General features: G+C 55.9%; 21 protein-coding genes and 2 tRNA genes. 4 read left to right on the forward strand and 19 right to left on the reverse strand.

From position 1 onward, the window contains the following. Nucleotides 1–5 precede the first annotated feature (5 nt). From truB to rlmE, 13 genes are all read right to left on the reverse strand, one after another. Nucleotides 6–926 (reverse strand): tRNA pseudouridine(55) synthase TruB, encoded by a 921-nt coding sequence (gene truB / locus FKN99_RS09190; RefSeq protein WP_172117591.1) that lies wholly within the window; start codon nucleotides 924–926, stop codon nucleotides 6–8. Continuing rightward, nucleotides 926–1,336 (reverse strand): 30S ribosome-binding factor RbfA, encoded by a 411-nt coding sequence (gene rbfA, locus FKN99_RS09195; RefSeq protein ID WP_172117592.1) that lies wholly within the window; start codon nucleotides 1,334–1,336, stop codon nucleotides 926–928. The genes truB and rbfA overlap by 1 nt, the downstream gene beginning before the upstream one ends. Before the next feature lie 18 nt (nucleotides 1,337–1,354). Next, nucleotides 1,355–3,886 carry a translation initiation factor IF-2 gene (gene infB / locus FKN99_RS09200; protein WP_172117593.1) on the reverse strand — a complete coding sequence of 844 codons (2,532 nt, stop codon included), beginning with the start codon at nucleotides 3,884–3,886 and terminating at the stop codon, nucleotides 1,355–1,357. A 27-nt stretch (nucleotides 3,887–3,913) separates the two neighbouring features. Further along, on the reverse strand, nucleotides 3,914–5,428 hold the full coding sequence (gene nusA, locus FKN99_RS09205) for a transcription termination factor NusA (RefSeq protein WP_172117594.1): 1,515 nt from the start codon (nucleotides 5,426–5,428) through the stop codon (nucleotides 3,914–3,916). A 72-nt stretch (nucleotides 5,429–5,500) separates the two neighbouring features. Next, nucleotides 5,501–5,962 carry a ribosome maturation factor RimP gene (gene rimP, locus FKN99_RS09210; protein ID WP_172117595.1) on the reverse strand — a complete coding sequence of 154 codons (462 nt, stop codon included), beginning with the start codon at nucleotides 5,960–5,962 and terminating at the stop codon, nucleotides 5,501–5,503. A 307-nt stretch (nucleotides 5,963–6,269) separates the two neighbouring features. Next, nucleotides 6,270–6,346 (reverse strand) — tRNA-Met (locus FKN99_RS09215). 152 nt (nucleotides 6,347–6,498) lie between these two features. Next, nucleotides 6,499–6,585: transfer RNA gene (locus FKN99_RS09220), tRNA-Leu, on the reverse strand. 34 nt (nucleotides 6,586–6,619) lie between these two features. Continuing rightward, nucleotides 6,620–6,979, reverse strand: coding sequence for a preprotein translocase subunit SecG (gene secG / locus FKN99_RS09225; RefSeq protein WP_172117596.1), 360 nt, complete (start codon nucleotides 6,977–6,979; stop codon nucleotides 6,620–6,622). Nucleotides 6,980–6,983: 4 nt separating this feature from the next. Next, a complete protein-coding gene (tpiA, locus tag FKN99_RS09230; protein WP_172117597.1) occupies nucleotides 6,984–7,733 on the reverse strand; it encodes a triose-phosphate isomerase in 750 nt (249 codons plus the stop codon). 78 nt (nucleotides 7,734–7,811) lie between these two features. Beyond that, nucleotides 7,812–9,161, reverse strand: coding sequence for a phosphoglucosamine mutase (gene glmM, locus FKN99_RS09235; RefSeq protein ID WP_172117598.1), 1,350 nt, complete (start codon nucleotides 9,159–9,161; stop codon nucleotides 7,812–7,814). Further along, a complete protein-coding gene (gene folP / locus FKN99_RS09240) occupies nucleotides 9,158–10,072 on the reverse strand; it encodes a dihydropteroate synthase (RefSeq protein ID WP_253927008.1) in 915 nt (304 codons plus the stop codon). Before folP ends, glmM begins: the two co-directional genes overlap by 4 nt. Nucleotides 10,073–10,169: 97 nt before the next feature. After that, nucleotides 10,170–12,188 (reverse strand): ATP-dependent zinc metalloprotease FtsH, encoded by a 2,019-nt coding sequence (gene ftsH / locus FKN99_RS09245; RefSeq protein ID WP_172117599.1) that lies wholly within the window; start codon nucleotides 12,186–12,188, stop codon nucleotides 10,170–10,172. Between the two features lie 204 nt (nucleotides 12,189–12,392). Then, entirely contained in the window at nucleotides 12,393–13,040 is a 648-nt protein-coding gene (gene rlmE / locus FKN99_RS09250) for a 23S rRNA (uridine(2552)-2'-O)-methyltransferase RlmE (RefSeq protein ID WP_172117600.1), read from the reverse strand. 115 nt (nucleotides 13,041–13,155) lie between these two features. Between rlmE and yhbY the strand changes: the two genes are divergently transcribed. Beyond that, nucleotides 13,156–13,482, forward strand: coding sequence for a ribosome assembly RNA-binding protein YhbY (gene yhbY, locus FKN99_RS09255; RefSeq protein ID WP_087108709.1), 327 nt, complete (start codon nucleotides 13,156–13,158; stop codon nucleotides 13,480–13,482). A 130-nt stretch (nucleotides 13,483–13,612) separates the two neighbouring features. Here the strand turns inward: yhbY and greA are convergent, their stop codons facing one another. The 5 genes from greA to FKN99_RS09280 form a co-directional block, all read right to left on the reverse strand. Next, a complete protein-coding gene (gene greA, locus FKN99_RS09260; RefSeq protein ID WP_172117601.1) occupies nucleotides 13,613–14,089 on the reverse strand; it encodes a transcription elongation factor GreA in 477 nt (158 codons plus the stop codon). Continuing rightward, nucleotides 14,086–17,316: a carbamoyl-phosphate synthase large subunit gene (carB, locus tag FKN99_RS09265; RefSeq protein WP_172117602.1), complete on the reverse strand. Its 3,231-nt coding sequence runs from the start codon at nucleotides 17,314–17,316 to the stop codon at nucleotides 14,086–14,088. The genes greA and carB overlap by 4 nt, the downstream gene beginning before the upstream one ends. 69 nt (nucleotides 17,317–17,385) lie before the next feature. Then, complete coding sequence (gene carA, locus FKN99_RS09270) at nucleotides 17,386–18,531, reverse strand: glutamine-hydrolyzing carbamoyl-phosphate synthase small subunit (RefSeq protein WP_172117790.1); 1,146 nt, start codon at nucleotides 18,529–18,531, stop codon at nucleotides 17,386–17,388. A 514-nt stretch (nucleotides 18,532–19,045) separates the two neighbouring features. Next, nucleotides 19,046–19,849, reverse strand: a complete 804-nt coding sequence (gene dapB / locus FKN99_RS09275; RefSeq protein WP_172117603.1) for a 4-hydroxy-tetrahydrodipicolinate reductase — start codon at nucleotides 19,847–19,849, stop codon at nucleotides 19,046–19,048. 170 nt (nucleotides 19,850–20,019) lie between these two features. Beyond that, a complete protein-coding gene (locus tag FKN99_RS09280) occupies nucleotides 20,020–20,304 on the reverse strand; it encodes a DUF2218 domain-containing protein (protein WP_087108719.1) in 285 nt (94 codons plus the stop codon). 307 nt (nucleotides 20,305–20,611) lie between these two features. Here FKN99_RS09280 and FKN99_RS09285 point away from each other — a divergent pair, with 307 nt between their 5' ends. From FKN99_RS09285 to FKN99_RS09295, 3 genes are read left to right on the forward strand one after another with little or no spacing between them, the layout of a single operon-like run. After that, nucleotides 20,612–21,691 carry an ABC transporter substrate-binding protein gene (locus FKN99_RS09285; RefSeq protein WP_172117791.1) on the forward strand — a complete coding sequence of 360 codons (1,080 nt, stop codon included), beginning with the start codon at nucleotides 20,612–20,614 and terminating at the stop codon, nucleotides 21,689–21,691. Next, nucleotides 21,681–22,751 (forward strand): FecCD family ABC transporter permease, encoded by a 1,071-nt coding sequence (locus tag FKN99_RS09290; protein WP_172117604.1) that lies wholly within the window; start codon nucleotides 21,681–21,683, stop codon nucleotides 22,749–22,751. Before FKN99_RS09285 ends, FKN99_RS09290 begins: the two co-directional genes overlap by 11 nt. After that, nucleotides 22,745–23,494 carry an ABC transporter ATP-binding protein gene (locus FKN99_RS09295; RefSeq protein WP_172117605.1) on the forward strand — a complete coding sequence of 250 codons (750 nt, stop codon included), beginning with the start codon at nucleotides 22,745–22,747 and terminating at the stop codon, nucleotides 23,492–23,494. The genes FKN99_RS09290 and FKN99_RS09295 overlap by 7 nt, the downstream gene beginning before the upstream one ends. Here the strand turns inward: FKN99_RS09295 and FKN99_RS09300 are convergent. Continuing rightward, nucleotides 23,472–24,371: a DMT family transporter gene (locus tag FKN99_RS09300; protein ID WP_172117606.1), complete on the reverse strand. Its 900-nt coding sequence runs from the start codon at nucleotides 24,369–24,371 to the stop codon at nucleotides 23,472–23,474. The genes FKN99_RS09295 and FKN99_RS09300 overlap by 23 nt on opposite strands. Nucleotides 24,372–24,421: the final 50 nt, after the last annotated feature.

A 24,421-nucleotide genomic window follows, 5' to 3' on the forward strand; every position in this document is an offset into this window, starting at 1 on the left:
GACTCTTACGAGATAGCGACGGTACTTAACAGCCGCTTGGGTGCTACTTCCTGAGCACCTTTTACAACACCGAGGCCGATAAACGTCTCAGCATAATAAAGTCTTGCCAATGCATCGGGAGCCAGCGTACCAATACTCAAGTTGACTGATTGGCCGTGGGCTAAGCGCCCGTAAGCCGTTTCGTCCACCTCAAGCGTCGGCAGATGATCCACCAGCACATCAGCGGGCATTAATTCAGCCTCACGCGAGGTCTGATCCGCCAATGCTTCAAGCGCTTCGAGGGTCCACATCGCATCGCCCGTAAAAGGCCCGGTTTTGAGCCTGCGGAGCTGACTGATGTGAGCACCACACCCCAGTGCCAAACCGATATCTTCGGCCAGCGTACGGATGTAAGTCCCCTTGCTGCAGGTGACTTCAAGCTCGAAGGCTTCGCCGTCAAACGCAAGCAGGCGCGCATCATACACGCTTACCCGCCGCGCTGCACGCTCTACCTGCTTACCCTCACGGGCCAGCTCATAGAGTTTTTTACCCTGATGCTTGAGCGCCGAATACATCGGCGGCACTTGATCGATCTCACCGCGAAAGCGCGCAATCGCGGCTTCAACGTCATCCGCTGTTAACGACGGCACATCGCGGCGCTCAATCACCGTGCCTTCTGCATCACCGGTGTCGGTGATCACACCCAGCTCAACGCGGGTGCGATACATCTTGTCGGCTTCCAGCAGGTGCGCGGAGAACTTGGTGGCCTCGCCCAGGCAAATCGGCAATAAGCCGGTTGCCATGGGGTCCAGCGTGCCGGTATGCCCGGCTTTTTGAGCCTCGAACAAACGACGCACACGCTGCAAGGCATGGTTGCTGGAAATGCCCTTGGGCTTATCCAGCAGCAATACCCCATTGACCGGTAAACCGCGACGGCGACGGGCCATTAGCGCGTCTCCTCACCTTGATCAGAATCACCCTCTTCATCTACTTGACGGGCCCGGTCAGTCGACACGGCCTCTTCAATCAGGGAAGAGAGGTGCTGCCCACGCACCACGCTCTCATCGTAATGAAAACGCAGTTCAGGGACATGGCGCAGCTGAATGCGTTTGGCAATCTGGCTCCTTAGAAAACCGGCGGCACGCTTAAGCACCTGCAGGTTCTCCTTGATACGCTCAGGCTCCTGCTCACCCAACAGGGTGACATGGATATCGGCGTAGCCAAGATCACGGCTAACGGTTACGCCGCTCACCGTGATCATGCCCAAACGCGGGTCTTTCACTTCGCGTTGAATAAGTACCGCCAGCTCCTTTTGGAGCTGGTCGGCTACTCGGTCGGTACGCTTAAATTCGCGCATGGTTGTCTCCTCGCGGCCTTACAGGCTGCGCTCGACTCTGACTTGATCGAAGACTTCGATCTTGTCGCCGACCTGGACATCGTTGTAGTTCTTCACGCCGATGCCACACTCCATACCGTTACGCACTTCTTGTACGTCGTCCTTGAAGCGGCGCAGCGATTCGAGCTCGCCTTCGTAGATGACCACGTTGTCACGCAGTACGCGGATGCGTTTGCTGCGGGACACGGAACCTTCGACGACCATACAACCCGCCACTGCACCGATCTTCGGCGCACGGAACACATCGCGCACTTCGGCAACACCGACGATTTCTTCTTTCCAGTCGGGGGCGAGCATACCGCTCATCGCCTGCTTGACCTCATCGATCAAGTGGTAGATGACGCTGTAGTAACGCAGATCCAAGCCTTCACGCTCGATAATCTCGCGGGCAGCGGCGTCGGCACGGACGTTGAAGCCGACCACGATTGCCTCAGAGGCAAGCGCCAGGTTGGCGTCAGTACCGGTGATACCACCAACACCTGAAGAGACCACAGCCACTTGTACTTCATCAGTGGAGAGTTCTTCCAGGGCACCTTTAATCGCCTCCAGAGAGCCTTGTACGTCAGCTTTAAGAACGATATTAACCTTGGCCACTTCATCCTGACCCATCTGGCTAAACATGTTCTCAAGCTTGGCTTTCTGCTGACGCGCCAGACGTACTTCGCGGTACTTGCCTTGACGGAAGTTAGCCACTTCGCGGGCTTTCTTCTCATCGGCCACGACCATGAAGTCATCACCCGCATCCGGCGTACCGTCCAGGCCCTGAATCTCAACAGGCATGGCCGGGCCAACGCTTTCAACCTGCAGGCCAAGTTCGTTGGTCAGCGCACGTACACGGCCGTAGTGCAGGCCAGCCAGAACGATATCGCCTTTCTGCAGCGTACCGTTTTGAACCAGTACGGTGGCAACGGGGCCACGACCTCGATCAAGACGCGACTCAACGACAACGCCTTTCGCAGGTGCCGACGGCACTGCTTTTAGCTCAAGTACTTCAGAAACCAGCTGAATCGCTTCCAGCAGCTCTTCAATACCGTCACCGGTCTTGGCGGAAACGTGTACAAACTGCGTATCACCGCCCCACTCTTCGGAAATCACGCCGTGCTGCGAGAGTTCGTTACGAATGCGGTCAAAATCAACACCAATCTTATCGACCTTGTTCACCGCAACGACCATGGGTACTTCAGCCGCTTTGGAGTGCTCGATCGCCTCAATGGTCTGGGGCATCACGCCGTCGTCAGCAGCGACCACCAGGATAACCACGTCGGTTGCCTTGGCACCACGAGCACGCATGGCGGTAAACGCCGCGTGGCCAGGGGTATCCAGGAAGGTCACGCCACCATGGCTGTCTTCAACGTGGTAAGCACCGATATGCTGGGTGATACCACCCGCTTCACCGGTGGCCACTTTGGCACGGCGAATGTAGTCCAGCAGTGAGGTCTTACCGTGGTCAACGTGGCCCATAACGGTCACGACGGGAGAGCGGGTGATCTCTTCGCCTTCATAGGAGATGCCTTCAAGCATTTCCGTTTCCAGCGCATCATCTTTCACCAGCTTGACCTTGTGGCCCATCTCTTCCACTACGATGGCCGCTGTATCCTGGTCAATCGTTTGGTTGATGGTCACGGCCGCGCCCATGTTAAACATGGCCTTGATGACTTCGTTGGCCTTGATCGACATTTTGTCGGCAAGCTCAGCCACGCTGATTGACTCAGGGATCGATACTTCACGTACGATCGGCTGAGTCGGCTTTTGGAAGCCGTGCTTGCCATTGCCGCTCTGACTTGGGCCACGGCGGCCGCCACGACGCTCGGCACGTTTTACTTTCTTCGCCCCGCCGCCGCGCTTACGCTCTTCGCGATCACCACGGTCATCTTCGTCATCACGACCTTTTTTCTTCGCGACAGCTTTCTTGGGCGGTGCGGTACGACGGTCGGTACGGCCTTCTTTCGGCGGTGCTGGCGGCATTTCCTCTGTCGCTGGCGCAGCTTCGATCTGAAGTTCGGGCACTTCAAGTTTAGGCTCAGCCGCTGCTTTCGCTTCGGCTTCTTTACGCGCGGCGTCTTCCGCTGCTTTGGCTTTAGCGGCGGCTGCTTTCTCGGCAGCTTCACGTGCTTCGCGCGCTTTACGCTCGGCTTCGGCTTCGGCCATATCGCCTACCAACTGACGCGGACCTGAATGCTTGGGCTCAGCGACTTTCGGCTTATCCTCTTCGGCGCTTTTAACGTACGTTTTTTTCTTACGTACTTGCACTTCAATCGTTTTACCGCGTTCGCCGGTTTTAATACGGCTGCGCGTTTTACGGGTCAGCGTGATACGGTTTTTGCTTGTATCAGTGTCGCTGTCGCCGCCATGGCTTTTCTTCAGAAAAGTCAGCAGTTTCTGCTTGTCTTCTTCAGACACGGCATCGCCTTCAGAGGCGTGCTTCAAGCCAGCTTCTTTCATCTGTTCTAGCAGGCGGGGCACATCACGGCCCACCTTTACTGCAAAATCTTTAACTGTCATATCTGACATAGTGACCCTCCTCAGCCCGTGACCTGTTTACTGTGTGTTCGAATCCGATGCGTTATCGTCTTCAAACCAGGGCGCACGGGCAGTCATGATCAGTGCCGCTGCGCGCGCTTCGTCCAACTCCTCGATATCGACCAGATCGTCGACAGACTGCTCGGCGAGATCTTCCATAGTGACAATGCCACGGCTAGCCAGAATGAAGGCCAGATGGCGCTCCATGCCGTCCATTTCCAGCAGATCAGTTGCTGGCTGGGCACCGTCTAGCGCTTCTTCCGAGGCAATCGCCATCGTCAGCAGCTCGTCTTTCGCACGTGCACGCAGCTCTTCAACCAGATCTTCATCGAACTCTTCGATCTCGAGCATTTCTTCAAGCGGCACGTAGGCAACTTCTTCCAGGGTAGTAAACCCTTCTTCTACCAGCAGGCGGGCCACGTCTTCGTCCACTTCAAGGTGCTGAACGAACGTGTCCACCAGGCTATCAATCTCCTGCTCGCGCTTGGAGTCAGCTTCTTCTTCGGTCATCACGTTGATACGCCAGCCGGTAAGCTCTGACGCCAAGCGTACGTTTTGACCACTACGCCCAATTGCCTGTGCCAGGTTATCCTGAGCAACCGCCACGTCCATTGCGTGGGCGTCCTCGTCGACAAGGATAGACCCAACATCAGCGGGCGCCATGGCATTAATGACCAGCTGGGCGGGATTGTCGTCCCACAGCACGATATCGACACGCTCATTTTGCAGCTCAGACGAAACAGCCTGAACGCGTGAACCACGCATCCCCACACACGCCCCTACCGGGTCGATGCGGCGATCATTGGTCTTAACGGCAATTTTGGCACGTGAGCCAGGGTCGCGCGCAGCCCCTTTAATCTCAATCAGCTGTTCAGCGATTTCAGGTACTTCAATTTTAAACAGCTCGATAATCAACGCCGGGTTGGTACGCGACAGCTGCAGCTGGGCACCCCGTGCATCCGGGTCAACTTTAACCAGCAGTGCGCGAACCCGCTCGTTCATGCGGTAACGCTCGCCGTGGATCATCTCATTGCGCGGCAAGAAGGCTTCAGCATTCTCGCCCAAATCGATAATCAGGCCGTCGCGAGTGGTCTTTTTGACAATACCGGCCACCAGCTCGCCTTCACGGTCCGCATATTGGCGAACCACTTCAGCGCGCTCAGCTTCACGCACTTTTTGTACGATGACCTGCTTGGCGGTTTGGGCGGCAATGCGTCCAAACATCGCGTTTTCGATCTGCTGTTCGACAACGTCGCCAAGTTTCAAAGGCGGGTCGCGCTGCTCGGCGATGGTTTCTTTGATTTCGTAATCTGGCGTTTCGAATTCGTCATCTTCAACCACTGTCCAATAGCGGAAGGTGTCGTATTCCCCTGTACGGCGGTCGATACGTACCCGCACATTGGCTTCTTCATTTTCAAAACGCTTGCGTGACGCGCTCGCAAGAGCCGCTTCTACCGCCTCGAAGATGACATCCCGGGGGACGCCTTTTTCGTTGGAGATCGCGTCAACGACCATTAAAATTTCTTTACTCATGCGTTTGCCTCGCCAGAAAACCTGTCCTTTTGTGCATCACCCCGGCAGCCTGCCGGCAGCGCCGCCACCCGGTTAATCGTCGAACTGCGGTACGATGTGCGCTGAATCAATGCTTTCAATCGGAAAGCAGAACTCCTCGCCATCCAGTTGTAGCAGTACTTCATCACCCTCGACACCTGCCAAGAGCCCCTGGTATTTGCGCCGTCCATCAAACGCCACGCGCAGCTTAAGTGCGACATGGTGGCCTTGATAGCGGGTAAATTGATCCAGGGTATATAAAGGGCGTGCCATACCGGGCGAAGAGACTTCCAGCCGGTACTCACCGGGAATGGGATCTTCCACGTCCATCACAGCACTGACTTGGCGACTAATATCAGCGCAATTTTCCACACTGACACCGCTTTCGCTTTCGATGTAAACCACCAACCGCGAATGCTTGCCTTGGGAAACATGATCGATGCCCCATAGCTCAAAGCCCATGGCGGCGACGACAGGTTCAATTAGCGCATGTAGCGCTGCGTGTTTAGTGGCCACAGACAAAGCTCCTATAGCCGTTGCATCAGGCACCTGGCCAGGAGTTATTAGAGAAGCCAGGAGGCTGATTGGCGTTACCCGGAATGTGTCTCCGGCAACTCGGACGATATCCGCTCTTGAGACACGCTTGTTAACAAAAAGCTTGCTAACAAAAAGCCCCTTCACAGGAAGGGGCTTTTCATAAGAAACCTGTAATACCAACCAGGAAACACAGCGCAGGATTTACCTACTTGGCAATTAACCCTTATCGACATCTCATTACCATGATCTGTCAGGCTAGTCGCCTATCTAACGTGCTACCAGGAAATGGTAGCGGGGACCGGATTTGAACCGATGACCTTCGGGTTATGAGCCCGACGAGCTACCAGACTGCTCCACCCCGCATCAATCTAGGTCGACGATAATAGACACTTGAACCACTTACGTCAAGAACTCTTTTCGTCTCAGGCGCTAAACCTGGGTTTCTTTATCAAAACGTTTTTTGACGAACGTTGTTTGATAAAGAGTCTGGGAAGCTGGCGAGCCAGCAAAACAGATGGTGCCGAAGGCGGGACTTGAACCCGCACGACCATACGGTCACTACCCCCTCAAGATAGCGTGTCTACCAATTCCACCACTTCGGCATCAGGGGAGGCTAAAGAAAGCGACATCAAGCATTTACTCGCTGCTTTCCTCTAGCACTGGCGCGGTATTATCCACACTTGCAGGGCTATCGTCAAGCGTTGGAACGCTTTGCTGTTGCTCGATCAGGCGTGAATCAGGAATACCCGCTTCCGGCGCCTGGCCTGCTTGCGTTGCAAAGTACGCCAGCGCCATAGAGGTTACGAAAAAACCTGCTGCCAGAACCGCGGTGGTACGCGACAAAAAGCTACCGCTACCGCGCGAGCCAAATACCGTTTGCGAGGCACCGCCTCCAAACGCGGCACCCGCTTCGGCACCTTTACCCTGCTGAAGCAGGATCAATACAACCAGGGCGACCGCAATCACCACGTGGACCATAAGAATTGCAACTTGCATGGCGTTATCCTGCTGACTGACAAATGGCGTAAAAATCATCGGTTTTGAGCGAAGCACCGCCCACTAAACCGCCGTCGATATCCGGCTGGGCAAGTAGCTCAGCCGCATTTTTTGCGTTCATACTGCCGCCGTAGAGCAACCGCATCTGCTCAGCGAGCGCTGCACTAAACTCTGCGAGGTAGGCGCGGATTCCGGCCATTACGTCCTGCGCCTGCTCGGGCGTTGCTGTCCGCCCGGTACCAATCGCCCATACGGGTTCATAGGCAATCACGACCGCTTGGCGCTGCTCGGGCGCTAAACGCGTCATCGCATAGCCTACCTGGCGCAATACCACATCCATGGTCTTCTCGGCATCGCGTTCGGCAAGTGACTCACCCACACACAGAATGGGCGTCAGGCCATTATCCAGCGCCGCCAATAAGCGATCAAACACCTGCTCATCGCTTTCACGGTACAGCTCGCGACGCTCGGAGTGACCCGCCAGCACATACGACACTTCGAACTCTTTGAGCATACGTCCGCTCACTTCACCCGTGTGCGCACCAGACTCGATAGGGTTGAGCGTCTGGGCGCCTAGCGCTAGCGGTGTATTGCGAAACGCCTGACGCGCCGCGTCCAGATAAGGAAAGGGGGGGATAAGCACAACGTCCAAGGCTGCAGGTAACGAGACATCAGCAAACGCGCTGCCAAAATCATTTATCAGTGCAGCGGACCCGTTCATTTTCCAATTACCGGCAATTAATGGCGTACGCATGAACTCTCCTCACTCAAGGTGGAGCGAAATGGTATAGGAGCGGCCTTGACAAGACAACCGCTGACAAGCACAGCTGCCTTATTTGAGCAAGGCTTGAACACGATCAGCCAGCCCCTGAGTCAACTGATCAACATTCAAGTGACCGCAGCCTTCTACCATCACGCGAATCAATGGCTCGGTGCCGGAGGGCCGCAACAGCACCCGCCCTTGATCACCCAGCTGTTTTTCAACGTCAGCAACAGCGTCCTGCAGGGCGCTTAATGCCATGACATCATGCGCCAAGGTCCCAGCGGGCAAGCGCACATTCACCAAGGCCTGCGGGACTTTCTCAAACCCTTTCAGCAATTCCGGCAGCGATGCTTGCTCACGGATCATCAATGCCAACACCTGTAGAGCAGCGACAATGCCGTCACCAGTGGTTTGCACATGACCGCATACGATATGCCCCGACGCTTCGCCACCCAACTCCCACTCGTTAGCCGCCATCATCTCCATGACAAAGCGGTCGCCTACCTTGGCCCGCTTAAAGGGAATACCCAGCTTTTCAAGCGCGACAGCAAGGCCAAAGTTACTCATTAAGGTGCCGACCACACCGCCTGCTAACAGGCCTCGCTCATGACGGTCACGAGCAATCAAATAGAGGATATCATCGCCATCAATTTCGCGGCCATCACTATCCACCATCAGCACGCGGTCCCCATCACCATCAAATGCGATGCCTAAATCGGCCCCCCGGTGGATGACCGCAGCACGTAGCGCCGCAGGATGTGTAGAGCCTACTTGATGGTTAATATTCAAGCCGTCAGGTGACGCGCCGATAACGCTGACCTCTGCGCCTAGCTCGCGAAACACGTTTGGCGCAATGTGATAGGTCGCACCGTGGGAGCAATCCAGCACAACGTTTAGCCCATGCAGGCTTAAGCGGTCTGGCAGTGTCGATTTGCAAAATTCAATATAGCGACCAGCGGCATCACCGATCCGAGTTGCCTTGCCTAGCTGGGCCGCTTCAGCGGTCGTTAACGGCGCCTCCAGCATGGCTTCGATACGGTCTTCTGTCTCATCGGGGAGCTTTTTACCCTCTGCCGAGAAAAACTTGATGCCGTTATCATCAAACGGATTATGTGATGCTGAAATCACGATCCCTGCATCGGCACGAAACGTGCGGGTGAGATACGCAATACCTGGTGTCGGCATGGGCCCCAAAAGCGACACATCAACGCCTGCTGCTGAAAGCCCGGCTTCTAACGCCGACTCAAACATGTAACCTGAAATACGCGTGTCTTTACCAATCAACACCCGCGTCCGCCCCTTTTCGCGGCGCAATACCTGGCCCGCTGCCCAACCAAGCTTGAGCATAAAATCGGCAGTGATTGGTGCCTGTCCGACCGTGCCCCGAATCCCGTCGGTACCAAAATAGCGTCGTGTCATGAATATTTTTCCTCGTTTAGCGGCATGTCGCACCCCTCCTGGAGTACCGCCCAGGCCATATTAACGGCATCGACCGTCGGCCCCACATCGTGCACACGTAGAATTTTAGCGCCACGCTCAACGGCCATGGCAGACAGCGCAAGACCACCCGCCAAACGCTCTTCAACCGGACGCCCCAGCACTTTGCCAATCATGCTTTTACGCGACATTCCCACCAACAGCGGCAAACCAAGCGCCTGCAGGGCATCCATATATTTTAGCAGGCGCAAATTGTGTTCAACCGTTTTACCAAACCCAAAGCCCGGGTCGAGCAGCAAACGGCTGCGACGCAGGCCAGCAGCCTCGCACTCCGCGACACGCTGCGCTAGATAATCAGCGACAGCCGCTTCCACCGGCTGGTCATAAGAAGGTGACTGCTGCATATCCTGCGGCTCACCCTGGCGGTGCATTAAACAGACAGGAAGCCCGCTGCCAATGGCCGCCATTAAGGCATCTTCACGCTCAAGCGCACGCACGTCGTTAATCATTCCAGCGCCCAGCGCGCTTGATTCGCGCATCACCAGCGAGCAGCTGGTATCGACTGATACCAACGCATCCAGCTCACGAACCAGCGCTTCAACAACCGGCCCGACCCGATCAAGCTCCTCTTGAGCACTTAGCGGCTCAGCCCCGGGGCGCGTCGACTCACCGCCCACATCAATAATCGCGGCACCTTCGGTAAGCATACGCTCGGCATGACGCAGCGCGTCATCCAGCGCTACGTGCCGACCACCATCAGAAAAAGAGTCGGGCGTAACATTTAAAATCCCCATAACGCGAGGAAAAGAGAGATCCAGTACATGGCGCCCGCAACGCATGTGCACATTCTCATTCATTGCGGGTGATAAAGAGGGGTCAATTATTGATTTCATGCGGCTGCCTATTAAAAAGAAGCACTGCTACTGCCTGAATAACAGCATAACAAAAAGGCGCCCCATATTGGGGCGCCTTTGCAGTGGCCGGAGCGTATCAGGAGCCCGTTGAACCACCTAGCGGGTCAGAGGGGCGTCGGCGAGGCTTGTCATCATCCTCGTCACCCTCATCCCCTGAAGCACCACCACCAGACGCATGATCAGTGGCGTTCGGTGAATCGTTCTGCGTCGTCGGTGCGTCATCGCTAACGGGCGTGCCACCACCAGGTGAATCACCGTCGTTCCAACCTTCCGGCGGACGCGGGTCACGGCCCTCCATGATATCTTTCAACTGGTCGGCATCGATGGTTTCGTACTTCATCAACGCTTCGGTCATGGCTTCCAGCTTATCGCGATTATCGGTCAGGATCTGACGCGCCTGCTCATAACAATCGTCAATAATCTTACGTACTTCTTTATCAAGACGCGTCGTTGTGTCACCCGACTTCATCTTGCTGCCGCCCTGGCCCGGGCCACCGAGAAACTGATGTGACTCATCTTCGTCGTACATGATCGGGCCCATCTCGTCTGACAGCCCCCATTTCGCGACCATGTTATGAGCCAGTTCGGTAGCGCGCTTGATGTCATTAGAAGCGCCGGTGGTGACACCGTTGGCCCCCAGCGTCATCTCTTCGGCGATACGGCCACCGAACAGCGAACAAATCTGGCTAAGAATCTGCTGACGCGACAGGCTATAACGGTCTTCCTCGGGCAGGAACATGGTGACACCCAATGCCCGACCGCGCGGAATAATCGTTACCTTGTAGACCGGGTCGTGCTCAGGCATCACCAGGCCGATAATCGCATGGCCCGATTCGTGATAAGCCGTATTCAACTTCTCTTTATCGGTCATGACCATCGATTTGCGCTCAGCACCCATCATGATCTTGTCTTTGGCAAGCTCTAGCTCTTCCATGCTGACCAAGCGCTTGTTACGGCGCGCGGCGAACAGTGCTGACTCATTCACCAGGTTAGCCAAATCGGCACCTGAGAAGCCTGGCGTTCCACGCGCAATGATCGACGGTTTAACGTCTTCCGCCAGCGGCACCTTACGCAGGTGAACGCCCAGAATATGCTCACGGCCACGGATGTCCGGCAAGCCAACGGTCACCTGACGGTCAAAGCGGCCTGGACGCAGCAGCGCCGGGTCGAGTACGTCCGGGCGGTTGGTGGCGGCAATCACGATAACGCCTTCGTTGGCTTCAAAGCCGTCCATTTCAACCAGTAGTTGGTTGAGCGTCTGCTCGCGCTCGTCGTTACCGCCACCCATACCAGCACCGCGTGACCGGCCAACCGCGTCAATCTCATCGATAAAGATGATGCAGGGCGCCTGCTTCTTGGCCTGCTCGAACATGTCACGCACGCGAGACGCACCGACACCCACGAACATTTCAACGAAGTCGGAACCGGAAATCGAGAAGAACGGCACCTTGGCTTCACCGGCAATCGATTTTGCCAGTAGCGTTTTACCGGTACCCGGCGGACCCACCATCAATACACCGCGAGGAATCGTACCGCCCAGGCGCTGGAATTTCGTTGGATCGCGCAGGAAGTCGACAAGCTCTTCCACTTCCTCTTTCGCTTCATCACAACCGGCTACATCGGCAAACGTGGTTTTGATCTGGTCCTGAGAAAGCAGCTTGGCCTTGGACTTGCCAAAGCTCATCGGGCCGCCTTTACCGCCACCAGCACCGCCCTGCATCTGGCGCATAAAGAACATAAAGATGGCCAGGATCAACAGAATCGGGAAGCTTGCGATCAGCAGGCGCATCCAGATGCTTTGCTGCTCTGGCGCTTTACCCACCACCGTTACATTATTGCTTAGCAGGTCATCCATCAGCTTGGGGTCTTCAGCCGCCGGACGAATCGTCTGGAACTGCGAACCGTCCGTACGCTCACCGTTAATGGTATAGCCATCAATGGTAACGCTACGCACCTGCTGATTTTGCACCTGCTCCACAAACTGGGAGTAATTGGTGCTTTGGGGAGCACTTTCGGTACTAAAATTGTTGAACACTGTTAGTAGCACAGCCGCGATGACCAGCCACAGAATCAGGTTCTTCGCCATATCGTTCAAGGGGCTACCCTCATTACAAGAATCCGTCAGTTAAACGCCAATACTGAGACCTTACACCAGTACCTGGCGTTCAACCATTGCCAAAGCACTATTAACTTTGGGCCATCTGTATCACGCTTATCTCATGCGTATAATGTGACACACCTTGCGCCTGCCTGTCTGGCAATCGCGATGATAAATCTTTGCTATGCACGACCTGTCAGTTTAGCCGCGAAACCCCTCCGCTAGAAAGTAGACTTCCCGCGAACGAGCCCGCGAGGCATCTGGCTTACGGATCACGACACGATCAAAACTGCCGCGCAATTCTTTAAGGTAGGCATCAAATCCTTCCCCCTGAAACACCTTGGCCAGAAAGCGACCTTTGGGGGGCAGTGTCTCACGGGCGAGCTCTAGCGCCAGCTCTACAAGGTACATAGCCTGAGGCTGGTCAATAGCCGCCATACCACTCATATTGGGGGCCATGTCGGACATCACAAGGTCTACCTGACGATTTCCCAGCCGTTCAAGAATCGCATTAAGCACCGACTCTTCCGTAAAATCGCCTTGAATAAAGTCCACCCCTGCCAGCGCGTCCATCTCCAGTATGTCAGAGGCGATCACCACACCGTCCATACCGACTTTTTCAGCGGCGATCTGACTCCAACCGCCAGGCGCCGCGCCTAGATCAATGATCGTCATGCCCGGGCGAAGCAGCTTATCTTTTTCATCCAGCTCCAGCAGTTTATAGCTTGCGCGAGAGCGATAACCATCCTGCCAACTCTGTTTCACGTACTGGTCGTCAAAGTGCTCTTTCTTCCAGTTGTTGCTGGTTTTGCTCACTGAATGTTTACGACTCGGGGGCTTTTGCTGCATATCAGAATCTAACACTGCAATATAGAGATGGGCGCGTTAACGCGATAGCTTTCACTTGGTGGCATTTCACCGTAAGATGGAACGTTAAGCGCTAACCGGGATACCGCAAGATACCATGAGCTTGTCACAGGCACAAAAGAAAGCATTTCGCAGCATTGGCCACCATTTGAACCCAGTGGTCACCGTTTCTGAAAACGGCGTCTCCGAAAATTTGCTCACAGAACTCAACCGCGCGCTCAACGATCACGAGCTTATCAAGGTGAAACTTGCCCTGCCTGAGCGTGACGACCGTGCGGCCATGCTAAACGAACTGGTCACCGGCAGCCGCGCCGACGTCGTGCAAACGATTGGCAAAATGGCACTGCTTTATCGCAAAAACCCTAAAGCCAATCCGAAGCTCTCTAACGTTTCACGCTTCGAGGGTCACCACGGCCGCCACTAACGCGTCATTGCCTGGCTGTTACAAAGAGCGATAAAAAGCCCGCGATTCGGTTGATATCAACCTGATAAGCGGGCTTTTTTTTATGGGCGCCCATTAAGTTGGGCACCCACTAGCTCTATAGACCTAGCGCTTAGGCATATTCAACGCTTTCGATCTCATACTCAACGTCGCCACCGGGTGTTTTCACCACGGCAACGTCGCCCTCTTCTTTACCGATCAACGCACGTGCAATAGGGGACGTGACAGAAATGCGGCCAGACTTAATATCTGCCTCATCTTCGCCCACAATGCGGTAGGTCACGCTGGCATCCGTATCCAGGTTGAGCAGAGCGACCGTGACACCAAAGATCACTTTCCCTGTATTTGGCAGCTTGGTGACATCAATCACCTGCGCTACCGAAAGCTTGCTCTCGATTTCCTGAATACGGCCTTCGATAAACCCCTGTTGTTCACGGGCAGCGTGGTATTCGGCGTTCTCCTTAAGGTCGCCGTGCTCACGCGCTTCGGCAATCGACGCAATCACTCGCGGGCGCGCTTCGCCCTTAAGATGATTGAGTTCTTCGCGAAGGCTTTTTTCACCCGCAACCGTCATCGGGACCTTGTTCATTGACTTGCTCCTGCATGCAGATCCTGAAGGCGACGCACCGTAATCTCCCTACCGTACTCAAGTGCCATACAAACGGCATTAGCGCCCGCCAAGGTGGTTGCATAGGGCACCTTGCGCGCAAGAGCAGTACGGCGAATGACCGAAGAGTCATTAATAGCCTGACGACCTTCGGTAGTGTTCACGATGTAGGCGATTTCGTCGTTCTTAAGCAGATCGACGATATGGGGACGACCTTCATAGACTTTATTGACGTGCTCGACCGCAAGCCCAGCGGCTTCCAGTGCTTCGGCTGTGCCGCGTGTCGCGCATAGTGTGAAGCCTAATGTTAGCAGAGAACGAGCGACTTCGATAATCCCCGCCTTGTCCGGCTCACGCACGGAAAGGAACGCCTTGCGGTCACCCTCAAGCGCCGGGATCGCTTCGCCTGCACCCAGCTGCGCCTTAAAGAATGCTTCGGCAAAGGTCTCGCCTGAACCCATTACTTCACCGGTGGACTTCATTTCCGGCGACAGAATCGGGTCAACGCCCTGGAACTTATTGAACGGGAAAACCGCCTCTTTCACGCTATAGAAGTGCGGAATGATTTCGCGCTCAAAGCCCTGCTCGGCAAGTGTTGTGCCCGCCATGCAGCGTGCCGCAATCTGGGCCAGCGAGGTACCAATGCACTTGGAGACAAACGGCACGGTACGCGACGCACGCGGGTTAACTTCAATCACGTAGATCTCGCCATCCTGCCAGGCCAGCTGCACGTTCATTAAACCTTTAACGCCCAGCTCAACCGCCATCTGCTTGACCTGATGGCGCATCTCATCCTGTACATCGGCGGGCAGCGAGTAAGGCGGCAGCGCACAGGCGGAATCACCGGAGTGAACGCCCGCTTGCTCGACATGCTGCATAATGCCGCCAATGACTACCTGCTGGCCGTCTGATACCGCATCAATGTCGATCTCAATGGCAGCACTCAGGAAGTGGTCCAGCAGCACCGGTGAGTCGTTGGAAACCTTGACCGCATTGGTCATGTAGTTCTCAAGCTCGGAGGCGTCGTAGACGATCTCCATGGCCCGACCGCCCAACACGTAGCTGGGGCGCACTACCAGTGGGTAACCAATGGTTTCCGCCTTGGCGAAGGCTTCTTCAAAGCTGCGTGCGGTAGCGTTAGGCGGCTGTTTCAGGGCAAGCTTGTCAATCATCACCTGGAAGCGCTCGCGGTCTTCAGCACGGTCAATCGCATCCGGTGTGGTGCCGATAATTGGCACACCAGCCGCTTCCAGCTCACGAGCCAGTTTCAGCGGCGTTTGACCACCGAACTGAACAATCACGCCAACCGGCTTCTCTTTGTCAGCAATTTCAAGCACGTCTTCCAGCGTTACCGGCTCGAAGTAGAGGCGATCAGAAGTGTCATAATCCGTCGACACGGTTTCCGGGTTGCAGTTAACCATGATGGTTTCATAACCGTCATCGCGCATGGCGAAGGCGGCGTGAACACAGCAGTAGTCAAACTCGATGCCTTGACCAATACGGTTCGGCCCGCCACCCAGCACCATGATCTTCTGGCGATCAGATACGTCCGCTTCACACTCCTCTTCATAGGTGGAGTACATGTAGGCGGTATCAGAAGCGAACTCGGCGGCGCAGGTATCCACGCGTTTGTAGACCGGACGAACACCTGCGGCCTGACGCGTTTGGCGGAACTCTTTTTCGCTCACGCTCAGCAGCGTGGCCAGGCGCGCATCGCCAAAGCCTTTGCGCTTGAGCTGATAAAGCTCGCGCGCAGAGAAGTCGCTTAGCGAGCGTTTGGCAACAGCGGCTTCGGTCAGTACCAGGTCTTCCATCTGGACCAGGAACCAGGGGTCGATATTAGTCAGTGCGAAGACGTCATCCACGCTCATACCTGAACGCATGGCATCGGCCACATAGAAGATACGCTCAGCGCCTGCCGCCTGAAGCTCTCCCTTGATCAGGGCCATATTTTCCGGGTTGAAGTCGGTAATAATCGGGTCGAGGCCGTCGTTACCGGTTTCCGTACCGCGCAGTGCTTTTTGCAGCGACTCCTGGAAGGTACGGCCAATGGCCATGACCTCGCCCACCGACTTCATCTGAGTCGTCAGGCGATCATTGGCCTGCGGAAACTTCTCAAACGTGAAGCGCGGGATCTTGGTGACCACGTAGTCGATAGACGGCTCGAACGACGCTGGCGTGCGTCCACCAGTAATATCGTTTTGCAGCTCATCCAGGGTGTAACCAATCGCCAGCTTGGCGGCGATTTTGGCAATCGGGAAGCCGGTGGCCTTGGACGCCAGTGCGGAAGAGCGAGACACCCGCGGGTTCATCTCGATCACGACCAGGCGGCCGGTTTTCGGGTCCATACCGAACTGCACGTTGGAGCCACCGGTTTCCACGCCAATCTCGCGCAGCACCGCAAGGCTTGCGTCGCGCATGATCTGGTACTCTTTGTCCGTCAGCGTTTGTGCCGGTGCGACAGTAATCGAGTCGCCGGTATGCACACCCATCGGGTCAAAGTTTTCAATCGCACAGACAATAATGCAGTTATCTTTTTTGTCGCGTACAACCTCCATTTCGTACTCTTTCCAACCCAGCAGCGACTCATCAATCAGCAGCTCGTGGTTGTTGGAAAGCTCGAAACCACGCGTACAAATCTCTTCAAACTCTTCCTTGTTGTACGCCACGCCGCCACCGGAGCCGCCCATGGTGTAGGAAGGCCGAATGATGGTCGGAAAGCCAAGCTCGGCTTGAATTTCCCACGCTTCGTCCATGGTGTGCGCGACTTTCGCTTTCGGGCACTCAAGGCCAATACGCTTCATGGCCTGGTCAAACAGGTCGCGGTCTTCGGCCATGTTGATGGCGTCAGCGTTGGCACCGATCATCTCCACGCCGTGCTTTTCCAACACGCCATGTTTTTCCAGATCCAGCGCACAGTTAAGCGCGGTCTGACCGCCCATGGTGGGCAGAATAGCATCGGGCTTTTCAGCCTCGATGATCTTCTCAACGGCCTGCCAGGTAATCGGCTCAATGTAGGTAGCATCCGCCATGGCCGGGTCGGTCATGATGGTGGCCGGGTTGGAGTTCACCAAAATAACCCGGAACCCCTCCTCGCGCAGCGCCTTACACGCCTGGGCGCCGGAGTAGTCGAATTCGCAGGCCTGGCCGATAACAATCGGGCCAGCGCCAATGATCAAAATACTGTTTAAGTCGGTACGCTTAGGCATAACGGTTCCCGCAAAAAATGGTGACGAAGAGCGACAAAAGCGGCATACAGTGATGAAGCAGAGCCTGCGTTAGCGGCGTGCCTGCATCATCGTGATGAAGCGATCAAACAGCGGCGCTACATCACGCGGGCCGGGGCTGGCTTCCGGGTGACCCTGAAAACTAAATGCGGGTCGGTCGGTGCGCTCAATACCCTGCAGCGTGCCGTCGAACAGCGAACGATGGGTGGCGCGCAAATTGGCCGGAAGGCTCGTTTCATCGGCGGCAAAACCATGGTTCTGACTGGTGATCATCACAGCGCCCGTGTCCAAATCCTGAACCGGGTGGTTAGCACCGTGGTGACCATGGTTCATTTTGACGGTTTTGGCACCCGAGGCGAGCGCGAGCAACTGGTGGCCCAGGCAAATACCGAACACCGGCGTGTCCGTTTCGAGTACGTCCTGAATGGCTTTGATGGCGTAATCGCAGGGTTCGGGGTCACCTGGGCCGTTGGCCAGGAAAACACCGTCCGGATTCATCGCCAGCACGTCAGCGGCGGGTGTTTGCGCGGGCACCACCGTCAGGCGGCAGCCGCGGGCAGCCAGCATGCGCAGAATGTTGAATTTCACGCCGTAATCAAACGCCACAACATGGTAAGGGCGCTCGCCTTTCGTTGCATCCGCATAGCCTTCGCCCAGCGTCCACTCACCCTCTGTCCACTCATAAGCCTCTTTGCAGGAGACTTCTTTGGCCAGGTCCATACCTTTCAAACCAGGAAAGGCGTTGGCGGCCGCCAACGCGCGCTCAACAGCGTCATCGCCCTGCGCGTCCTCGCCTGCCAAAATCGCACCGTTCTGGGCACCTTTATCGCGCAAAATACGCGTCAGGCGGCGGGTATCAATATCAGCGATACCCACAACGTTTTGGCTTGCCAGGTAGTCAGACAGCGTTTGCTCAGAGCGGAAACTGCTGGCCATCAGGGGCAAGTCGCGGATAACCAAACCGGCGGCGGCAATAGAAGCTGACTCAATGTCTTCAGCGTTAATGCCGGTATTGCCGATATGGGGATAAGTGAGCGTTACGATTTGGCGGGTATAGGAGGGGTCAGTCAGGATTTCTTGATAGCCGGTCATGGCTGTATTGAACACTACCTCACCGCTTGTTAATCCGTCCGCGCCAATGGCGATTCCATGAAACACGCTGCCGTCTTCCAGGGCCAAAATCGCAGGTTTGCTCAATGCGGGGTTATTCAAGTCAAGGTCCTCCCATGCTGGTGGGAGCCTGTGGGCGCAGGCTCAGCGATGCTGGTTGAAAGCATCCGCAGGATGCCCTCACCAGAATCGAGATTAATGTTTGAAGTCTGGTTTTTTTAAACCCGGTGTTGAAACCCAGCTACCAAAACTTCAGTATCAAATGCTTAAAACTCGGGTCGTAAAAAAGCGGGACGAAGCCGATAAAGAAAAAATCGGTTTCATCCCGCTTGTTGTTCTGGGCATCTCAGGTCTGTGATCAGGCCTATATGCCAAAGGCAATACAGACGCTGTAGCTAATTTCGCTGTCACTAAATTCGCACTAACGAACCTGAGCAGGCAGTGGGCTGACCAACGCAACAAGCGCGCCGTCTGTTTTTCATGGGCCACCCGGCCAAAATTTATGGAATGTTACAGCATATTCTGGCCTTTGACTACCCATAAAAACCCGCAACGCGTGGTGCGCTTCTAAAGCGGGCCAAGATCGATGCGATGCTTCTCACTAAAGCCCTAACACATCCTGCATGTCGTAACGGCCATGCTTTTGGCCTGCGACCCAGCGCGCCGCACGTACAGCCCCTTTGGCAAACGTCATGCGGCTGGAAGCCTTGTGGGTAATTTCGATGCGCTCGCCTTCGGTGGCGAACATCACCGTGTGCTCGCCGACGATATCGCCCGCACGTACAGTGGCAAAGCCAATCTCTTTATCGGTACGCGGACCACACTGGCCTACTCGCTCAAACACGCCGTGCTCTTTTAAGGTACGTCCGAGGCTATCGGCCACCACTTCGCCCATTTTAATCGCAGTGCCGGAGGGCGCATCCACCTTGTGGCGGTGATGCGACTCGATAATCTCGATATCGTAGCCTTCATCACCCAGCGCTTTAGCGGCGGTTTCCAGAAGCTTGAGCGTGAGATTAACCCCAACGCTCATATTAGGCGCGAACACCATCGCCACTTTATCGCGGTAGCTATCCAGTTGGGCGAGCTCATCATCGCTCATGCCCGTGGTGCCAATCACCATGCACTTATCGTGCTTGGCACAAAATGCCAGATTCGCCAGCGTTACCTGGGGCGCGGTAAAGTCGATCAGCACATCGAAGTCGTTAACGATTGCATCAAGGGAGTCGACTGCGCTAACACCGCGCTTGCCCACGCCCGCTAACTCACCAATATCCGCACCTGCCAACGAGCTGCCTGGCTCGACAATTCCACCGGCGAGCGTCGCGCCAGCATCCTGTTCAATAGCGCTTACCAGCGTACGGCCCATTCGGCCAGCCACGCCTACAATGGCAACTCGGGTCATGCGAACTCCTGCATTTTGCGATCAATTACGTCGAATCAAACTGAATAGTAACCAAGCGGTGATTATAACAGACGCTTCAAGCAGTGCTGTGCTTGTGTTTCAGGCGGCCTGACTTTCCTTGCCGCTGGTTTTCAACGCTCTAGCATCTAAAGGCATGTCTTCTAAAAGCGTCAGTTTTGCCAAACGACAATCAGTTCCTCGTCTTTCGCCATGCGCACAAGGTGATTTTCCACCACGCCTTCCAACTGATCCAGATGCTCCTCTTCCAGGGCTTCGATAGACACCAGCAACTTGTCAGCTTCTGCGTGCAACAAGCAGGTGCCTTTGTCAGGAAATACAATCCTGCCCTCCTGCTGGCTGTGCTCAACCTCCAACTTATGCGCCCAGTGCTTGCAAAGCCGGTTAATGATGCGCTCGCCTGATGCAGTCGCAATTTCAGCACGTGATAAAGGCATAGTATTCTCCACTGGATAAAGGGTGTTACCTCTAGCTTATGGGTAACAGGGATAGCCGCCAAACAGTTAAATGCCTTGATAGCGCAACAGCGTGTTCAGCACCGTCTGAAAAATGTTCTTACCGTAACAGATGTCATCTCGACAGCTACATCGGATTCCATGATAATGCATCACTATGAGAATGCGAATTATACCCAAAAACTTCATATTCGATGCTATGCGCTGACACCAGCTCCAGCTTGGCGCACTGACAACCGACCCACCCACAAGTGATCAATACGCTTATGAGTCCTCTCTTTTAAAAACGCTGATAGGTACGGCAGCGGCAGACCCTGTTACCGTTACCGATGTTACCGGCCGTGAAGTCACACTGGAGGCGCCCGCTGAGCGTGTTATCCTGGGTGAGGGTCGTCAGATCTACTTGCTCGGCCTACTGGAGCCTGAAGCCCCGTTTGCGCATATCGTCGGCTGGCGCGAAGATTTTTTCCAAGCAGACCCTGATAACTACGCCCGCTACGCGGAACGCTTTCCTGAAATTGAAGCTCTGCCAACGTTTGGCGGCTTTAAAGACGGCACCTTCGACGTTGAGCAGGCCGCCTCGCTTAACCCTGACGTGGTCTTTATGAACCTTGAGGCCAAAGCCGCCACCGAAGATGCCGCCTATGATGACAAACTTGCTCAATTGGGCATTCCGATCATCTACGTCGATTTTCGTGAAGACCCCATCGAGCACACCATCCCCTCCATGCGCATCATGGGCCAGGTCATGAACGACGAAGCGGCGGCTGAGGAGTTTATTGACTTCGCTGAGGCGCAGCTGGCGCGGGTGACCGATGTCATTAACGAAGCGAACCCCGAGCGCCCCAGCGTCTTTATCGACCGCGCGGGCGGCTACTCGGATGAGTGCTGCATGAGCTTTGGGCCCGGTAACTTCGGCAAGTACGTGACACTGGCAGGCGGCACCAATATTGCCGACGGCATCATTCCTGGCAGTTTCGGCACGCTAAATCCTGAGCAGATCATTGCCGCAAACCCTGATCACGTTGTAGTGACTGGCGGTAATTGGGACGCCTACGTACCCGGCGGTGCCTGGGTAGGCGTAGGGCCCGGCTCTGGTATGCAAGCCGCTCACGCCAAGCTTGAAGCGCTGACCTCGCGTACCGCCATGACCGGCATCCAGGCGGTGGAAGATGGTAACTTTCACGCTATTTGGCACCAGTTTTACAACAGCCCCTACTACTTCGTGGCCATTCAGCAGCTCGCCAAATGGCTGCACCCAGCGCTGTTTGAAGATTTAGACCCTGAAGCCACCCTGCAAGAGCTTCACGACCGCTTCTTGCCTATTGATTACGAGCCGGGTTACTGGGTATCGCTCCATGACGACTGAGACTATCGCCGCCGACAGCTACTCACAGGGGCGCGCCTTCTACCGCACTCAGGTATTCCGCCGCCAGATGATTCTTCTGGCGCTGGTGGTGGCACTGTTATTTAGCCTCTGCGTTGATTTGGCACTGGGGCCAGCCCGCTACAGCCTGGGCGAAGTGGTCGCCGCTCTGCTGACGCCCCAAAGCGTCAGCCAGCAGGCACGTGTCATTCTCTGGGAAATCCGCATGCCGGTGGCGCTAATGGCCCTGGTGGTAGGCGCCAGCCTTTCGGTAGCGGGCGCGCAGATGCAAACCATTCTAAGCAACCCGCTGGCCAGCCCCTTTACGCTGGGCATTTCCGCCGGGGCAAGCTTTGGCGCCGCCCTTGGGCTTGCCTTCGGCGTGGCGATTGTGCCCACCGCCATTGAGTTCGTGGTGCCGCTCAACGCCTTTATCATGGCCATGTTCACCGCGTTTCTCATCCACGCGCTGAGCCTTAAACGCGGCGTGACGGTGGAAACCATCGTACTGCTCGGCATCGCCATGGTGTTCATCTTCAACTCACTAATGGCGCTGATCCAGTTTTTTGCAAGCCAGGAAGCCGTCTCGGCAGTGGTGTTCTGGACCATGGGCAGCTTAACCAAAGCGACATGGCCCAAATTCTGGATTGCGCTGGGCATTCTTGCCGCCGTTATGCCGCTGCTTGCCCGTCACGGCTGGGCGCTTACCGCCATGCGCCTGGGCGATGCCAAGGCCGAAAGCATGGGCGTTAACCCGCGTGCGCTGCGTTTGGAAGTGCTGGTGCTGGTATCGCTGCTTGCCGCAGTGGCCGTGGCGTTTGTAGGTACCATCGGTTTTATCGGCTTGGTGGGGCCGCATATTGCGCGCATCCTGCTCGGTGAAGACCAACGCTTCTTCCTGCCGGGTTCAGCACTTTGCGGTGCACTGATTCTTTCGGTGGGCTCGGTGATCTCCAAGATTATTATTCCAGGCACGATTATTCCCATCGGCATTATCACATCGCTGGTGGGCATTCCCTTCTTCCTGTTTCTGGTGCTCAACCACAAGAAGGCTTCATGGTAACCCTACAGCTAACCCGCGTTTCGGCCCGCTACGGACGCCGCTCAATTCTGGAAGATATCACGACGCCCTGCTTTCAAGGCGGTCAAGTCGTTGCCCTGCTGGGCCCTAACGCTGCCGGAAAATCGACGCTTTTCAGGCGTATTCTAGGCTTGCTGAAAGGCGAAGGTGACGTCGCTATTCGCCATACAAGCGCCGAGCGCCCGGTGGCCTATATGCCCCAGGACACCGGCGCCAAAGCGGTGTTGACGGTTTATGAGTCGGTGCTGCTCGCACGCATGCAAGGACGCAGCCTGAAAGTGCAGCCAGAGGATCTGGCCCAGGTGGACCGGGCACTTGAAGAGCTTAATATCACGCCACTTGGCGAGCGTGACATTGGCAATTTAAGCGGCGGCCAACGCCAGCTGGTCAGCGCGGCGCAGGCACTGGTACAAGAGCCCGAGATTCTGATGCTGGACGAGCCAGCCTCAGCGTTGGACCTTAACCGCCAGATCAACCTGCTAACGGTGCTGCGCCGCTTGGCAGATGAGCGCCAGATGCTGATTCTGGTGGCGCTCCACGATTTAGGCCATGCGCTGCGCTTTACCGATGCCTCCATGGTGCTTGAAAACGGCCGCCTGATCGCATGCGGCCCCACCGAAGAGGTCATTACTCCTGAGCTTTTGCGCCAGGTGTACAAGGTCGCGGCACGTATCGAGACCTGCTCGAAAGGCCGCCCCCAGCTTATCGTCGAAGAAGCTGTCTAAACCGCCGCCCTTCCAGGGCGGCGAGCGCCACCCCACTGAGCATCAAGGGAAGCGCCAGCAAGAAATTACTTGATACCGGAATGCCGAACAGCACCCAATCGGCGGCTACTGGCCAAATCAGTGCAATGTACTCAAACGGTGCAAGCCGCGATGCCTCGGCATAGCGAAGTGCCAGCGTCATGGCAATATGCGCCGCACCACCAAACAGCCCCGAGAGCACCAACAGCCAAAGGGCCTTTGTATCCAGCGCCGACCATCCCAACGGCAGCGTGGCCAGCCCCGCAAGCGCAGACACCAAAATAAAGTAAAAGGCGATAGAAGCTGCTGTTTCAGTACGTGAAATGCGCCTAACGGTAAGCAGCGCCCCTGCCGTTAAAAGTGCGCTTAGCGCGCCCAACACATAGCCGGTCATCAGGCCACTTTCAGAGCTGGCATTAAGGCCAGGCAGTACCAGCACCGCCATACCGGCAAGCGCCAACAAAATAGCCCCAGCGCGATAAAACGAGAACCGCTCACCCAGCAATAGCACCCCGCCCACTGCCATAAACACCGGCGTTAGCTGAGCCAACAGCGTTGCCTCGGCAACGGGCAGCAGCGCGACCGCCGCAAACGAGGCAAACATCGCCGCCGCCCCCAACCCCGAACGCAGCGCATGGCCCAACGGACGACGCGTCGCCAGCCCTCCCGGGAATTCCCGGCGAATCATCAGAAAAACCATAATCGGCAACAGCGCAAACAACGAGCGGAAAAACACCGACTGCCCCACCGGCACGTCATCACTCACCGCTTTAATACACACCAACATGCCGGTAAACAGCAGACCGGAAAGAACTCTGAGCCAAATGCCCAACGTGGGTTTGTCCTGCAAGCTATCCATTACGCTTTATGTTCCTTAAACGTCAAAAACCCCCGGCCTGGGCCGAGGGT

The organism is Halomonas hibernica, from assembly GCF_013183775.1.
Lineage (GTDB): Bacteria > Pseudomonadota > Gammaproteobacteria > Pseudomonadales > Halomonadaceae > Vreelandella > Vreelandella citrativorans.